The following is a 14,555-nucleotide window of genomic DNA, read 5'->3' as shown; positions in this document are numbered from 1 at the left end:
TCAAGAGCAGTGAAGCTTAAGCAAATGTGACTCTCAAGAGACCTTGTTAACTTTGATAAATTATGTGAAGCGAATGTGTATTCGCAGATACTATTTTGCAATTGTGCAGTTCAAACGCTGTCGGAAGCGAATTCAGTTCTTACTTCAGTCGATCTATCAAAAACTGTTTGGAGGAGTCGAAATGAAGTCGTTCGTGGTGTTATTAATTTTATCTCTGGGGATGACGGCCCATGCGATGGATTCAATTTTTATTGATCCAAAGGACCATTATTTAGATGCCAGCGAATGGCTGTTGAAACATCGCGGTTTTTTACCTGTACCAATTATTATCACTGAACCGGCGGTTGGCTACGGAGGCGGGGTGGCCTTGGTTTTCATGAGCGAAAATGAAGATTCAAAAACAGATACAACTCGCTTCATCGCGCCGACGGTCACTGGTGTATTAGGAGCCGCCACTGAAAATGGCACACGTGCTGCCGGTGCTTTCTATGTGCGTAACTGGGATCACGATCGTTGGCGCTATATGGGGTTCGTCGCTGATGTGTCTGCCAATTTAGATTTCTATGGCTTATCGGGATTTACTTCCAGCAAAGACATCCATTTCGCTTACAACATTAAAGGCTGGGGAGTATTTAATGATTTGCGCACGCGCATTGCTGATAGCAATTTCTTTTTTGGTGGCCGTTACATTTACACCGATATCAATGTGAATTTCGATGATGGTATTTTACCTCCGACGTTGCGTCCCGATGAAATTCAAAATCGCAATGGGGGACTTTCGTTTTTACTGAGTTACGACTCGCGCACCAATCCTCTATCACCTCAAGCGGGATTTTTAGGTGAATATCGCTATTACATCTTTCGCGAAGGTTTGGGTGGGGATCTAAATTATAACGTGCAAGAGCTCGACATGCAGGGCTTCATTCCTGTCAGCGATATCTGGGCATTCGCGGCACGTTTGCAAAATAAATGGGTCGATGGTGAAACGCCATTTTATGCAAAGCCATTTATTAACCTGCGCGGTATTGCCAAGCTTCGTTATCAAGGGGAGGTTGCATCTTCGTTTGAAGCAGAGGTTCGTTACAATGCTCATCCCCGTTGGCAATTATCATTATTCGGTGGTGTGGGGCGAGCGGGTGATTCTTTCAAGGAGTTGGAGGAGGCTGAAACAGCTTCAGCCTATGGAGTAGGCTTTCGCTATTTGATTGCGCGACTGTTGGGATTTCAAATGGGACTTGATATCGCTCGTGGTCCCGAAGAAACGGTCTTTTATATTCAAGCGGGGAACGCTTGGATCATGTAGTCCGCTTAGGGCTCCATGCGCCAATTTTCAATTTGTAGAAACTCTGAAAAGACGTGACCCGAAAGTTCGTAGCCCTTCATCTTCTTAGGAATGACAGAATTGTTCGAACGATAATACGCGGGCAAGGACGGAAGTTCTTCACTATAGACTTTAAGAACTTTCTTCATAAGCTCCACGCGTTTGGTTTTATTAAATTCCGATGATGCTTGTTCTAGCCACTTATCAACTTGTTTGTTCTTCCAGCCGGCACGATTGTGTCCTGACCAGCCATTGCTTTCACTGGGAATCATATTTGAGGCAAGTGTATTCACAGGTATCACATTCGGGGAATTCACCCAGGTCAATAACGCCAACTGAAACTTTCTGTGACGAAGAACATCGGCAAAGAAAACTCGCGCGGGATAAGTTTTTAGCGTTAAGTCGATGCCCACTTGTTTCCACTGATTTTGCAGATACACCGCAATCATCTCGTTAATTTTTAAATCGGTAACACCGGAAAGAACCACAGATAGTTTTTGACCGTTTTTCCAGCGATAACCATCTTTGCCCATCATCCAGCCAGACTTTTCCAAAAGCTCAATCGCTTTTTTTGTGCTGAATGGGTACGTTGATACTTCTTTCGGATCATCGGTAAACCAATCGTCAAAAGAGGTCGCAAAGTGATAAGCCGGCGGCTGCTTGTTTTCAAAGAAGGCTTTAGCCATCTCTTTACGATTAAAGGAATAAGCCAATGCCTGTCTGACATTTTGATCTTTTAAAATAGCATCATCCAAATTTACGTCGACATGCGAATACATCACGCCCGGTGCAAACTGAATTGTGAAAGGAAGATTTTGGCTTTTGATTTTTCTTTCAAATGCTAGAGCTTGGTCAAAGCTTAAGCCTGAAGACGACGTCATCTGGACGTTGCCGCTTAGAAGATTCGCTTCCATCGCAGATGAATTAAGAATGAAGCGCAAAATGACTTTTTTAAAGTAGGGTTTTTGCCCCCAATATTTCTCATTCGGCACAAGGACCACGTGACTGCCGAAGACCATTTCGCTTACGCGATAGGGTCCGTTGTACAGACCGGGATTGCCAATGTTTTTAATGTAGTTGGAATTATGTTCGTAGCCATGAACTTGCTTTTTATTTTTCTCAAAAATCGGCAGCTCTAAATGGGCGGGAATAGGACGTGGTAAATTCAGAATGAAACTGAATTGAGGCTTCGCAAATATCAAAGTGCAACGTTTGGGATTTTGTTTGTCGATATTGATTTGGCGAATGTTCGTATAGTCTTCGCGATTCGGTGTTGCCACCAAATCATCGCTGCCGATTTGCCATGACGCTTTCAAATCCTGGCATGTGAGAGGAGTGCCATCGCCCCATTGCGCGGGTGCCAGAAATTCAATGTCAGCTTGCAAGCCACCATCTTTCGTCTTTTGGAGTTTTTTATTTTCAAAAGTTGGAATGTCTTTAATAAGAACGGCTTCCATTTTTCCAGACGGAGTTAGCTTTACCAGAGGTCTTAACGCCGCATCATCGACTAACGAAGCCGCAGCCATGGTATTTACAATAGGATTGATCGTGTCGAACTCTGCATTGAGTGCGATGGATAATTCGTCTTGCGCAGTTCTCGCAGACGAAAGAGTAGGAACAATCAAAAGTGCAATCCCGAAAATGCAAAGAATTGTTTTCATACAATATCTTTAGCATTTTCGCGATAGCGTAGCAATGATGGACTAGTGATACATCACAGGAGGTTCTTCGTGACGGCGTCCACGATGTTCGATTTCCTCTTGATCATGTTCTTGTTCGGGCGAAAGGTCGACACCCACTTTGTGCGTTTGAACCATTGTCCAGCCATAGTAGCCGGCCGCTAAAAGAGTGATGCAGCCAACACCTGTTAGGACTAATGGAGCGGCAAGGGATAGAAGTGGATTGTCCCAAGTGCCATTAACAAAAACTCCACTGATCGCAAAAAGTGCGAGTGTAATCAGATTCAATGACATATGAATAAGGCCATCGCGTTTTGCCAGTGTGCCATTAGGAATTCCCATGGCCCAATCAATGAACCCGGGAATGGCCGCTACGAGTGCGCAAGCCACCGCTGCCATATTCGAGAAAAAGCCAAGCTTATACCAGAAGATCTCTCCTCGTGTCGTTGCATACACTGCAAACGAAACAAACGTTAAGACATAAAGGCAAATTGGAAATGCCACAAGCATAGGATGAACGGGATGTTTATTGATCGTGACCTTACTGTACATAAATCCTCCTTGATGCCTTCAATTATAGATACGCCAAGCGAGAGTAAGTAGGGCCTGTGCAGAGTTGCAAAAGGAAGAGCGGAGACAAACACGCTTGTATGTCTCCACTCTTTAGTCGGGGAAGGGCTATTCGATGACTAGGTCGTAGTAATCGAAATCCTGTTGGGAAATGACAACGGCATTTGCCACTGCATTGGGATTGGTTGTTTTATAGACGGCAGTTGTAACTCCGTTGATGATTGCATAAATCCTGAATGTTTCATCGATGGATAGAATTTTAGAATCATTGCCATTCACGATGAAACTTTGCGCGGGTGCACCTTCATGTTTGATCATGAATTGGACCGGGCTTGCTGTCGTATTATTGAACGCAACGGCGTCGAGGTAAGACGGAGCTGAATCAACGATATCGAAACTCAAGGTCGAACCTGATTCAGTGATAACTGCATCAAAGTTCTTCGGTCGATCAAGATTCAGTGTTTGTGAATTCAATGTTTGTCCGCCTCGTTTAGTAAGAGCCTGCACTTGGAATGGAGAATCGGTGCGCACAACCCCAAGGCCCGAAGGAGGAATCTGAATATGCGCAACCAAAATATCGCCTTTATAAATGACGAAAGTACTTAAATAGATCGTTTGATTTTGCAATCGCATTTCCGATGCATGGCCTAAGCTTGGAAGTAATGTCATCGCGCCAAGTAGAGAAGTGATCATAGTGATTTTTGAAATAAGTGTTTTCATTTTTTGTCCTTTCAAGATTTTCGTAAGAACAATAAAGCAAGGGCGATACCAACTTTTTGCAACCCCAGAAAAGATATATTAGAGTTGAGGAAGACTCTGCCGAAAAGTCGGCGGCTCTGTCTGTTGGGATCTCGTAAGCTGCCGATGTGCCGGCAGGGAATCAGGCAAATAAAATGCAGGATTAGGCAAGTCGATCCATTGGCAAAGCAGTAAGCTTCTACAAGGAGTAAGTGATGGGATTAAAAGTCATACTAACAGGCGCAACGGGAATGGTCGGCGAAGGTGTTCTGATCGAACTTCTTCAAAATTCACAAATTGATTCAGTTCTGGTGGTAGGTCGTCGCGCTTGCGGTTTGACTCATCCCAAATTGAAAGAGCTTCTGACTTCAGATTTCTTTGCCCTGAGTGAAAGCAATAAAGAACTTGCAGGCTTTGATGCTTGCTTTTATTGCGCGGGTATAAGTTCCAACGGTCTTAACGAAGAGGTCTACACAAAGATCACTTACGATACGACCATGCACTTAGCAGCAATTTTAAAATCACTAAATCCACAAATCGTTTTTAACTTTGTTTCAGGCGGGCATACGGATAGTTCAGAGCAAGGGCGTGTGATGTGGGCGCGAGTCAAAGGGCGAACGGAAAATGCTTTACAAAAAATGTTTCCAGGCCGCGAATATAATTTCAGACCCGGTCTGATGAAACCTTTTCCACAGCAGAAACATATTTATGGCTACAACAAACTGGTCGTGATGTTGCCATTCTTGCGCTTGATCTTTCCAATGATTACTTTGCAACAGTTGGCGCAAGCGATGATTGCGACGACTTTGCGTGGATATCCTAAACCTATTTTGGAAGTCAAAGATATTGTCCACGCAAGTAAGTCTGCGTAAGCACGGGAAACGGCTTTTAGCCGCCCGTGTTTTTAACGTACTTATCAAACCATTTTAGCATTTCAGAAATTTGCTGCTCGTTAGATTCGCGTGCTGAATACCAGTGCGGTTCATGCGGCAACATCACTAAACGAACCGTACCGCCATTAGCACGAACCGCATCATATAGAAAGCTTGCCTGCATAGGTGTCGTACCAGGATTGGCGTCATCAGCTCCATGCATAATCAAAAGCGGCGTTTTCATTTTATCGGCAAAGAAGAACGGCGATACTTTCGCGTAAACTTCCGGAGCTTCCCAAACAGTACGACGCTCATTTTGGAATCCAAACGGTGTCAGTGTTTTATTGTAGGAACCACTTGTCGCAACACCAGCTTTAAATAAATTTGAGTGCGTTAAAAGATTCACAGTCATCAATGCACCATGGCTGTGACCTGTGACACCGATACGTTGTGGATCTGCGACACCCAGTTTAACCGCTTGATCAACCGCTGCTTTGGCATCGGCGACAAGTTGATCCATATAGTTGTCATACGCTTTTTTCGGATCGCCAACGATAGGGAAGGCAGCATCGTCAATAATCGCATAGCCCGCAAGCAAAAGTAATTTGTAAGCGCGCAGTCGTGTAAACGTATTTTGTGAGCCGGTAATTTGGCCCGCTTTTGATGAATCAGCATAATCCAACGGGTAAGCATAAAGAATTGTCGGCACACGGGTGCCTTCTTTATATCCTGGCGGAGTGTAAAGCGTGAATGATAATTCCAAGCCATCGGCGCGTTTATACTTCACCAAACGCTTTTTGATATCTCTGACTTGCGGAGTTGGATCTGAAATATGAGTCACAGCGACGCGTGAAGATTTGAAAGTCGCTTCACCAGGAGCCGCTTTGATTTCCTCACCCAATGTGCGTTTATTCACATTCGGCGGATCCATTTGCGTTTGATACCACGTCAAGAACGTGTCGTCTTTTCCGCTTGGCAAGAATGAAATGAATTGTTCGAATTCAGTTTTATCGCTGCGGAACAAACGATCCGTTTTCAAAGTCACAAGATCAAGCTTATCCAGGAACGGACGGTCACCTTCAGGGGAAGCACCTTCGCCTGACAAGTAAATCGCGTTTTGATTTTGAATAACGACTTCATAACCGTTGCTTAAAGTTTTATAAATGGGCTGACCAGGATTGGCATATTGTTCGTCGCTTGAAAGATCCCACAAAACTTTTTTAGCTTGTTGAGGTTTATCGAAGCTTACGATGAATGCTTTGATCCAGTGTTTGTTCTCGTCGTATTCATACAACAAAGAATTGTCACGTTTTTCTAGCCACTCAAAACCAGAATAACGTTGTTCTGTTCTGAAGATCTCTTTAGCCTCGCCCTTGAATGGCGCAGCTAACATCATGATCTTATCACGTGTCGGAACTTTCACATTCCAGTCACCACCGTCAAGAGCTTCTGCCCACACCAGTGTCGCTGCATCGTGCGGCATCCAAGTGAATTCACGTGGCGATGTCGGAACACCATGGATAGGAACACGGTCTGCAAGCGGAAGATCCGCGATCAAGTGGTGAGTGACGTTCTTAAGATTTGCGGTATTTAAAATTTCAACCTTTGCTGGGAAACGACCATAAGTCACCATGTACGAATAGGGGCGAACGATCTTCTTCGTCAAAAGATGCACACCATCTGGAGCATACTGCAAACGCTCATACAGATCTGGTTTTTCAAACGTAGTCACTTTGCGAGTTTTAACGTCAACAATCGCAAGTTGTGAGACGCCGTAATAATCAAACAAGGCTTCATCATTGGCGTTATTCAAAGTGTCGCGTTTTTCGTAGGTACTGCTTTGACCTTTTTGCCCTACAGACTCTTGAATGCTTGGACCAGTTAAAGTCTCTGCCACTTTCGGAGCAGGGCCTTGATTCTTAGGAACAAGTTTTACCAATAGATGTTTTTGGTCCGGAGTCCATTGGACGTCGGAGCCAAACATTTGATTTAATTTCACGTCAGGCACGCGAGTGATCTTTGCTGTCTGCGCATCGCCAAGCCACAACTCAACAGCCGTTGCTGTTTTGTTGCGGAAGAAGAACATCTTACCGTCAGCACTCCAGCGCGGATAATCGGCGCAAGCTAATTTTGAAATATCAATTTTTGTTTCGCTGCCATCGGCAACTTTAACTAATGAAAAACTTTGGGCACATGGTGGAATGCCATAACCGCCCGGAGTGTCGTGGCGACCGCGATTGCTGGGCTCAACACGCACACCTGCTAAACGCAAGAATGGTTCTGCAACACGTGTGATAGAAGGGTAGTTCTGCATCGACACCAGAAGGATGCGATCCTTCGTCGGGCTGATGCGCGGGAACGGAGTCGCCGGTGCTTGCATCACATCCAAAATTTCTTTTGGTGGTTTATCGTATCCTGTGGTTGCATTGGCAAGACTTGCCGTCAGAACAAGACCTGCACTTAGCGCAAATAATTTTCTCATGAAACTCCCTCTATGATGATCCACCTAGCAGATCATATTCTTGGAAGATTTCATCTTTTTATTCGAAGAGTCGAGGGATTCTATTACAAAATCCCGCCTGAAGGACGGGCTGGTTTCTAATCCAGTTTTAAGCGCACCGAACTTTCAATATCCCAAATAGAAAACTCATCAGAGTGAACGATGCCCGAGACCGTCAGCCCGCGCGTGGTCTTGGCGTTCATTTCCATAAGGGACAGATTTTGATACTTCCTTAAAACGTCCATCAATTCGCGAGCAAGACCTTTTTTGTTCTCTTGAGACAGCAGAAGTTCAAACGGTTTACAGATCGCGCCGGTTTCTTCGTTGTAAGTTGAGGTCTTATAGCGGGTCGAGATCACGCTAAAAATAGCTTCAAGATTTTTATGGTGATAGGCCTTGTGTAGCAGACCATCTTCACGCCACTTAAAGGGAAAGCGCGCGAGTTGATTGATGCGATCACGTGGCATTAGTTGAATCAATTCGACGTCTTCAAGCTTGCGCAACTTCTTACGCAGCTCGATTTCTTTAAGATCTAAGGCGGTCTTAATTTGCATGAAATTAAGACCCATAATGATCGAACGGAATAGCATCAGGTAGCTGAGGTCACCAGCAAAAAGCTTCTCTTGTTCTTCGGAAAACAAATACGCTTCTTGCATATTCTGTTTGCTCATTTCAACCAGTTCGTAAAAAGACGTCCCCAGGCATGAGGCCATTTCGCTGAGCTCAGAAATACTCAGTTCACCCTTATTCAGGCGACGTTTCACAGTTGCCGTCGATACGCGCAAAATCTTCGCCAGATCTTGGTATTGCATGCCTTGCTGGCGCATCAGAATCTTCAGGCTGTTTTTGATTTTTGCTTCTTCGAGCTTCATCGTGGGCCCATTTCCAAACAAGTAAAGGGTCAAATATTGACCCTTTCATAAAACGGGTTCTGGGCCTGAGTAAAGTGATTTATGCCTATATTTATGAAAAGCAGGGGGAAATTATGCTTAAAATGATTTTAGCTATTATGGCGACAATGATGGTCGGTCACGTGGCGGGTGCAAGTTGTAATCCTTGTATTTGTGGTCCTGGTGGAGGCATGCCGATCCCACCAGAGTGCCCAAACGCAGGTCACTGGAAGCAACACGCCGTGATTCCACAGCGCGGTCTTGAGACTTTGCATGCCGTTCTGTCTGATAAAAATGTCGAGATTGAATTGCTAGGCGCAGGTGGCTTGGCTGATGTGAAATGTGTCGAATCAGCAAACGCAATCAGCTTCCAATTCAAAGCGGAAAACGGTACTGAATTCGTGACTCCAAGTTTTGTAGTTCCAGCTCAGTAATTAAAAACAAAAAAGGAGAGGGCGACCTCTCCTTTTTATTGTCTTTTTGAACCGCGCGGCGGCGTTTCATCGTTTTTCTTAACGGCCTTCATGATTTTTTCTTTTGAAGTGTGCGAGATCGCCACATCACTAAAAGCCCCTTCTTCTTGAGCCTTTTTTATTTTCTGCTGCTTATAGCGAGAAAGCTTGTTTTGCGCCATCGTCACTCCTTTCCTGATCATTTATAAAATTTTGAATGAGAATGCTGGATAGTAAAGTTCCTTTGGTAAGATACAAGGGCCGAGCTGGCCTTCCGCTAAGAACTTTGCTATTTTAGAACCATGTTTGAAACCCTGGACAATCTTTACTGGATAGAAGAGCTGTTGCCGCCCGACGTGATTTCGATACCGAAGCACGGGGGGATGGCCTATTTTCTTGATACAAAGATGATTCTTATCTTAGTAGAACAGGCAGATAGTAGCTACGAACACAAAGGTGTCACGTATCCGTTTCCGTTGTGGAATGGTCTGATCCTGCCAATTGAATACAAAAAGCAAAATGCACTTTTTCTGAAGTATTCATTTCTAGAAAATCATCCCGTCAGCAAAGATTGGCTTTATATTCCAGCAAGTTCAGAAAACTTCGAAGAAGAAGTGCGCCTTGTGATGCGAGAGATTTCTAAAAATAATCCGCTAATAGGATTGTACTTAAAATCTGCGAGCACTCCGCGAGTGAAAGCCGTGGACGGTGCCGAGAAAAAGAAAAAGCCCGCACCTAAAAAGGTGAAGGCTTCGAAGAAGCAAGAAAATGATTTTTTTCTGAAACTTGCGAATCGAAAAAAATAACTAGCGTCATGGTCTTAAGATTAAGACAGGACATGGACTAGTCACTAAAACGTCTCGAGCGGTGCTTCCCAGAAATCTTTCCGCTCGAGGTTGTCGGACATTTACCAATGCGATGAGATCGGCCTTCTGTTGTTTGGCGACATTAACAATATCGTTAGCGAGAGATTTTTTTTCTTTTTGAATTATAGCGTCGTTTTCAATCTTTGAAGACGTCAGCCGCTTTTTCCATTTATGGGCTTGTCCTTTCCTAACGTCCTCCATTCGATGAATAAAATAGTCGGCATCAACGAAAGAAGGCATGGCACTTGTACTACCCATGTAATAAATCGAAACCTCGACGCGACTGAAAAGAAGTAATTTTGCTTTCAATTTTTGAATCCACGGAACTATATGTGACAGAGCTGTCTTGGATGCGCGATCGAAATCCGTGGGAAAAAGAACTGTAGAGATGCGTTTGGAATGTTGCACCTCGGGATTAAGCACGACCATTGGAGACTCGGTGAGTTCTATAAGAGCCTGGCAAAAGCCGCCGAGGCGAAGCGGCCGCCAAGCACTGCGTTCGTGACTGTTGATAAAAATAATGTCTGCTTCGTTTTGTTTTGCATATTCTGATAGGACGAGAGCTTTCTTTCGACGCGATGGCGACGATGAGCTCAAGATTTTAGCCGGCAAAAAACTTTTTGATGAAGTGAGAGAAAGATATTTTGCCACCATCCTATTGACATATTCGCGGTAATTCTTCGTATCTAAATTGGGATCAATCTCAAGTATGGAATCAGTTAAAACGCATACAGGTTGAACTTTGGCTTTAAATCGATCGGCCCAAAACTTAATTTCTTTTATCATTTGCAGGGAATCTTTTGGATTTTTCTGTGGATCGAAAGCCCAAATGAACAGCATGGGAAACTCCTGAATTTTACGAGATATCTAAAGAGAAGCAAATCATGGGCCGCCTTATGGAGTTTGTACGAAGAAATGATTAGAAAGAATGAGACAACCTGTCGCGAAACCGTGGCTTAGTTGTCTCATTCCGTGGTGAGATGTCGTTAAGCAACTTAAAATAAAATTAAGCCACTTCAAACAGCACGAGAATTATAATTGAGCCAATTCGAGTCTTCTTTTGCGAGGTAACGAATATGTCATATAAGAAAATTCTTTTTCACAACTTGGCACGGGAAAAAATTCTTGAAGGTGTGAACATTCTTAGTGAGACGGTTCGATTGACTCTGGGGCCGAAATCAAAATGTGTGCTTCTTCAAAGGAAATGGGGACATCCCATCGTATGTAACGACGGGGTTACAATTGCCAAAGCAATCGAGCTAAAAGATCCAGAAAATAATTTAGGCGCGCAAATGATTCGAGAGACTGCGGAACGAACAGGCGATGCAGTTGGCGACGGAACGAGTACTTCGATTGTGATAGCTCAAGAAATTTACTCTGAGGGGTTGCATAACGTCGCTGCTGGCGCGAGTGCAGTTGATTTGAAGCATGGCTTAGAGAAAGCCTTATCCGTCTCAGTAAATACTATTAAGTCCCTTTCTAAAAGTGTATCGACTTCTAAAGAAAAGGCACAAGTGGCGGCGATCTCTGCACATAACGATAGTTCAATCGGCGTTCTGGTTGCACAAGCGATGGACAAAGTGGGATCTGAAGGCGTTGTGACCGTGGAGGAGGCCAAAGGAACCGAAACTCATTTGGAAGTGGTAGAAGGCATGCAATTCGATCGAGGATATTTGTCGCCGTATTTTGTAACTGATTCCGAAAAAATGGCTGCGATATTGGAAGCTCCTTATATTTTATTATGTGAAAAGAAAGTGGCTGGCATGCAAGAGCTAGTCCCATTATTAGAAGAGGTGTCAAAAACAAGCGCAGCACTTCTAATTATTGCAGATGATTTTGAAAATGATGCGTTGGCGACTCTAGTCGTTAACAAGATTCGCGGGGTGCTACATTGTGCAGCGGTTAAGGCTCCCGGATTCGGAGACCGGAAAAAAAATTTGCTTCAAGATCTTGCGGTTTTGACCGGTGGCATTCTTATTTCTGAAGATGCAGGATTGTCTTTAGCTCACATCACTCTTAAGGATTTGGGCCGTTGTTCCCGTGTGGTAATAGACAAAGAAAATACGACGATTGTCGGCGGCTTAGGCAAAAAGGAACTTATCGAGGATCACAAGGAAGAAATTCGACGTCAGTTACAGAAAACGAAATCTGAATATGACAAAGGAAAACTTGAGGAGCGACTAGCTAAACTTTCTGGTGGCATTGGAGTTATTTATGTTGGAGCACCCTCTGAGGCTGAATTGAAGAATCGAAAAGAGGCGCTTGAGGATGCTATCAGTGCGACAAGAGCCGCGATTGCCGAGGGTGTTGTTCCTGGAGGGGGCTTATCATTATTAAGAGCATCGAAAGCATTGGTAGAGTTGGAAGGGAATTGTGAAGGTGATGAAAAAACGGGTGTAAAGATTTTAAGGAAAGCCTTAGAAGGTCCAACCCGTCAAATCGCTGCCAATTCTGGTGCCGATGGAGGAGTGGTTGTAGAAAAAATGATGTCCCACAATGGAAGCTATGGGTTCGATGCCTCTAAAAATGAATTTGTTGATCTAGTTGAAGCAGGGATTATTGATCCCACTAAAGTTGTGCGAATTGCTTTAGAAAATGCAGTGTCAGTGGCAAGCGTATTGTTACTTACGGAAGCGACTCTTGTGGACATTGGTGATGAAAAAGAAAAAGGGATTGCTGATTACCCTGAAGAGAATAAAAACCTTTAACTTAGGTCTTTTGATTCAATTTTCGCGAAATCGTTCTACGACTGACCCCTAAGATTTCGGCTGCTTTCCCTTGATGAAGGTTGACGCAGTTTAAAACGTAACGAACATAATCGTCTTGAAGATCCGAAAGGGTTGGTAATTTGTGATAAGAGGCAAAAGCGCCACATGAATCTTCTCGTTCGTCATCGTAAATAAGATCATCTTTTTCTATTATTTGCTTATTAATATTCAAGATAATTATTCGCTCGACATAGTTTTCAAGTTCTCTGACGTTGCCGGGCCAAGGGCGTTTTTGTAACTCCAGCAACGCCGCTTCGGAAAATGGAATTTCTATCTGTTTGAAATATTTTTTGCTGATTTGACCCGAGATACTCCGAACTAAATTCGGTATGTCTTCCTGGCGCTGTCGTAGCGGCGGTAAATTAATCGGAATGACATTAAGTCGGTAATAAAGATCTTCACGAAACTTTCCATTTCTGATTTCCGACTTTAGATTTTTATGAGTTGCTGCGATAATTGTGAAATCAACTTTATGCTCAAATGAAGAACCAATGGGACGAACCGTTCGTTCCTGAATGACGCGTAAAAGTTTTGACTGAAGATGTATGGGCATATCACCAATCTCATCAAGAAAGACGGTGCCACCGCGAGCGGATTCGAAAATTCCTTTATGATCATTGACGGCGCCCGTGAACGATCCTTTGCGGTGCCCAAAAAATTCAGATTCTAGCAGATTTTCTGGAATGGCAGAGCAGTTGATTGCTAACATAGGTTTGTTAACTCTTGGGCTTAGGTGATGAATATATTTAGCCAGCATTTCTTTGCCGGTTCCACTTTCGCCTTGAATAAGAATATTTGCGTCAGTAGCGGCAATGCGTGGTAACGCACGAATCATTTCCTGAATCTGTTTATTCATCGAACTGAATTCTGGGGGGGACGCAGGGTTCACATGAACTCCTAATCATGGAATACACAGGTATTCAAAAGTTTAATTCAACGATTTTCAGTTGGGGAGTTACAATTCTGATGTGGACTGTGGTGATGTGATTTGGCCGATAAAAACACAAAAGGTTTTTCAACACCGCTTTTGTTAGGATGACTTGTATGTCAAACGCTGCAAAGAATAAAATAATTCTATGGGCCATCGATCCAGATCATCTTAACGATGAAACCCCTACGACGCTAAAGATACTCCGTGAGTGGAGCCAAAAACTTGAATGTCAGGTGCAACCGCTGTCGATTTTTACGGAAGACAAATTGCAGTCGCTCCCCCTTGATACTGACACTATTACCGCAAACCTTCGTGACTATTTCCCCGCAGAATTTAATTTGCCGAAAATCCTAGTCATCCGTTCTAGTTCACGTCGCAAAATGGCAGCTCGCTTTAATAGGTATGCTGTTGATCTTAAGGCTTCTTATATTTTTGTTAGAGCCCGCAATCTGAGTGGCGCTTTTTTTCACCTTGGAGGATTTACTGAAGCCCTTTTAGCTCAGACACTTGTGCCAACGGTCGTGTTGAATGTGAATGCACAGGTTAAGCGCTTTGATGCCCCTATTATTTTTCCGACGGACTTTAAAAGGAGCTCGCTTATTGCAATGAAATTAGTTATTCGGTTTGTTCAGCAAAGCAAATCGCCTCTGGAACTATTTAACCAAATTGAACATCATTCACGGTCAGTGATGAACGAAATAAAAGTGCAACGTGGAAAGACCGCAAAAAGATGGACTCGCCATTTGCGTTCCGCCGGTATTGAGTCGAGCGTTCATTTTAGCGTGGATCATAATTCGTTGGCGGAAGAGATTATTCAAGAGGCAAGTCGTGCGCGGGCCGGGCTTATCATAATGCCTTCTCGACCAATGTCATTGCCGTATTCACTGATAGGTAGCAACGTTAAAAAGGTTTTGATGTTGGCAAAATGTCCTGTAATGGTCATCAATAGGAAGGTTTGACCTTTTTCA

14 protein-coding genes are annotated in these 14,555 nt (G+C 43.8%); 6 read left to right on the top strand and 8 right to left on the bottom strand.

The window, feature by feature from the left end:
• Positions 1–181 precede the first annotated feature (181 nt).
• Positions 182–1,303, top strand: coding sequence for a BamA/TamA family outer membrane protein (locus tag DOE51_RS13975; protein WP_168196456.1), 1,122 nt, complete (start codon positions 182–184; stop codon positions 1,301–1,303).
• A 5-nt stretch (positions 1,304–1,308) separates the two neighbouring features.
• On the opposite strand, the gene DOE51_RS13970 is transcribed toward DOE51_RS13975, so the two are convergent.
• The 3 genes from DOE51_RS13970 to DOE51_RS13960 all read right to left on the bottom strand — a co-directional run bounded on the left by DOE51_RS13970 (position 1,309) and on the right by DOE51_RS13960 (position 4,290).
• Positions 1,309–2,982 carry a peptide ABC transporter substrate-binding protein gene (locus DOE51_RS13970; RefSeq protein WP_142697165.1) on the bottom strand — a complete coding sequence of 558 codons (1,674 nt, stop codon included), beginning with the start codon at positions 2,980–2,982 and terminating at the stop codon, positions 1,309–1,311.
• Positions 2,983–3,024: 42 nt separating this feature from the next.
• Complete coding sequence (locus DOE51_RS13965; RefSeq protein ID WP_142697164.1) at positions 3,025–3,552, bottom strand: DUF2231 domain-containing protein; 528 nt, start codon at positions 3,550–3,552, stop codon at positions 3,025–3,027.
• Between the two features lie 126 nt (positions 3,553–3,678).
• Positions 3,679–4,290, bottom strand: a complete 612-nt coding sequence (locus DOE51_RS13960) for a hypothetical protein (protein ID WP_142697163.1) — start codon at positions 4,288–4,290, stop codon at positions 3,679–3,681.
• Positions 4,291–4,523: 233 nt separating this feature from the next.
• Here DOE51_RS13960 and DOE51_RS13955 point away from each other — a divergent pair, with 233 nt between their 5' ends.
• Positions 4,524–5,180: an NAD-dependent epimerase/dehydratase family protein gene (locus tag DOE51_RS13955; RefSeq protein WP_142697162.1), complete on the top strand. Its 657-nt coding sequence runs from the start codon at positions 4,524–4,526 to the stop codon at positions 5,178–5,180.
• A gap of 16 nt (positions 5,181–5,196) precedes the next feature.
• Here DOE51_RS13955 and DOE51_RS13950 read toward each other — a convergent pair whose 3' ends face one another.
• Together DOE51_RS13950 and DOE51_RS13945 are read right to left on the bottom strand one after the other, a co-directional pair.
• Entirely contained in the window at positions 5,197–7,662 is a 2,466-nt protein-coding gene (locus DOE51_RS13950; RefSeq protein ID WP_142697161.1) for a prolyl oligopeptidase family serine peptidase, read from the bottom strand.
• Positions 7,663–7,778: 116 nt separating this feature from the next.
• A complete protein-coding gene (locus DOE51_RS13945) occupies positions 7,779–8,552 on the bottom strand; it encodes a helix-turn-helix transcriptional regulator (RefSeq protein ID WP_142697160.1) in 774 nt (257 codons plus the stop codon).
• A gap of 113 nt (positions 8,553–8,665) precedes the next feature.
• Between DOE51_RS13945 and DOE51_RS13940 the strand changes: the two genes are divergently transcribed.
• On the top strand, positions 8,666–9,004 hold the full coding sequence (locus DOE51_RS13940; RefSeq protein WP_142697159.1) for a hypothetical protein: 339 nt from the start codon (positions 8,666–8,668) through the stop codon (positions 9,002–9,004).
• Positions 9,005–9,039: 35 nt separating this feature from the next.
• Here DOE51_RS13940 and DOE51_RS13935 read toward each other — a convergent pair whose 3' ends face one another.
• Positions 9,040–9,225, bottom strand: a complete 186-nt coding sequence (locus tag DOE51_RS13935) for a hypothetical protein (protein ID WP_142697158.1) — start codon at positions 9,223–9,225, stop codon at positions 9,040–9,042.
• A gap of 99 nt (positions 9,226–9,324) precedes the next feature.
• On the opposite strand from DOE51_RS13935, the gene DOE51_RS13930 reads away from it, so the two are divergent.
• Positions 9,325–9,828, top strand: coding sequence for a hypothetical protein (locus DOE51_RS13930; protein ID WP_142697157.1), 504 nt, complete (start codon positions 9,325–9,327; stop codon positions 9,826–9,828).
• 6 nt (positions 9,829–9,834) lie between these two features.
• On the opposite strand, the gene DOE51_RS13925 is transcribed toward DOE51_RS13930, so the two are convergent.
• The gene (locus DOE51_RS13925) at positions 9,835–10,728 is read right to left on the bottom strand and encodes a universal stress protein (protein WP_142697156.1); all 894 of its coding nucleotides are present in this window, start codon (positions 10,726–10,728) and stop codon (positions 9,835–9,837) included.
• A gap of 236 nt (positions 10,729–10,964) precedes the next feature.
• On the opposite strand from DOE51_RS13925, the gene groL reads away from it, so the two are divergent.
• The gene (gene groL / locus DOE51_RS13920) at positions 10,965–12,596 is read left to right on the top strand and encodes a chaperonin GroEL (RefSeq protein WP_142697155.1); all 1,632 of its coding nucleotides are present in this window, start codon (positions 10,965–10,967) and stop codon (positions 12,594–12,596) included.
• Between the two features lies 1 nt (position 12,597).
• On the opposite strand, the gene DOE51_RS13915 is transcribed toward groL, so the two are convergent.
• Entirely contained in the window at positions 12,598–13,512 is a 915-nt protein-coding gene (locus DOE51_RS13915; protein ID WP_142697154.1) for a sigma-54-dependent Fis family transcriptional regulator, read from the bottom strand.
• A 188-nt stretch (positions 13,513–13,700) separates the two neighbouring features.
• On the opposite strand from DOE51_RS13915, the gene DOE51_RS13910 reads away from it, so the two are divergent.
• Positions 13,701–14,546 (top strand): universal stress protein, encoded by an 846-nt coding sequence (locus tag DOE51_RS13910; protein ID WP_168196455.1) that lies wholly within the window; start codon positions 13,701–13,703, stop codon positions 14,544–14,546.
• Positions 14,547–14,555: the final 9 nt, after the last annotated feature.

The organism is Bdellovibrio sp. NC01 (genome assembly GCF_006874625.1).
Taxonomy (GTDB): Bacteria; Bdellovibrionota; Bdellovibrionia; order Bdellovibrionales; family Bdellovibrionaceae; genus Bdellovibrio.
This window is presented reverse-complemented; position numbering and strand designations above follow the sequence as displayed.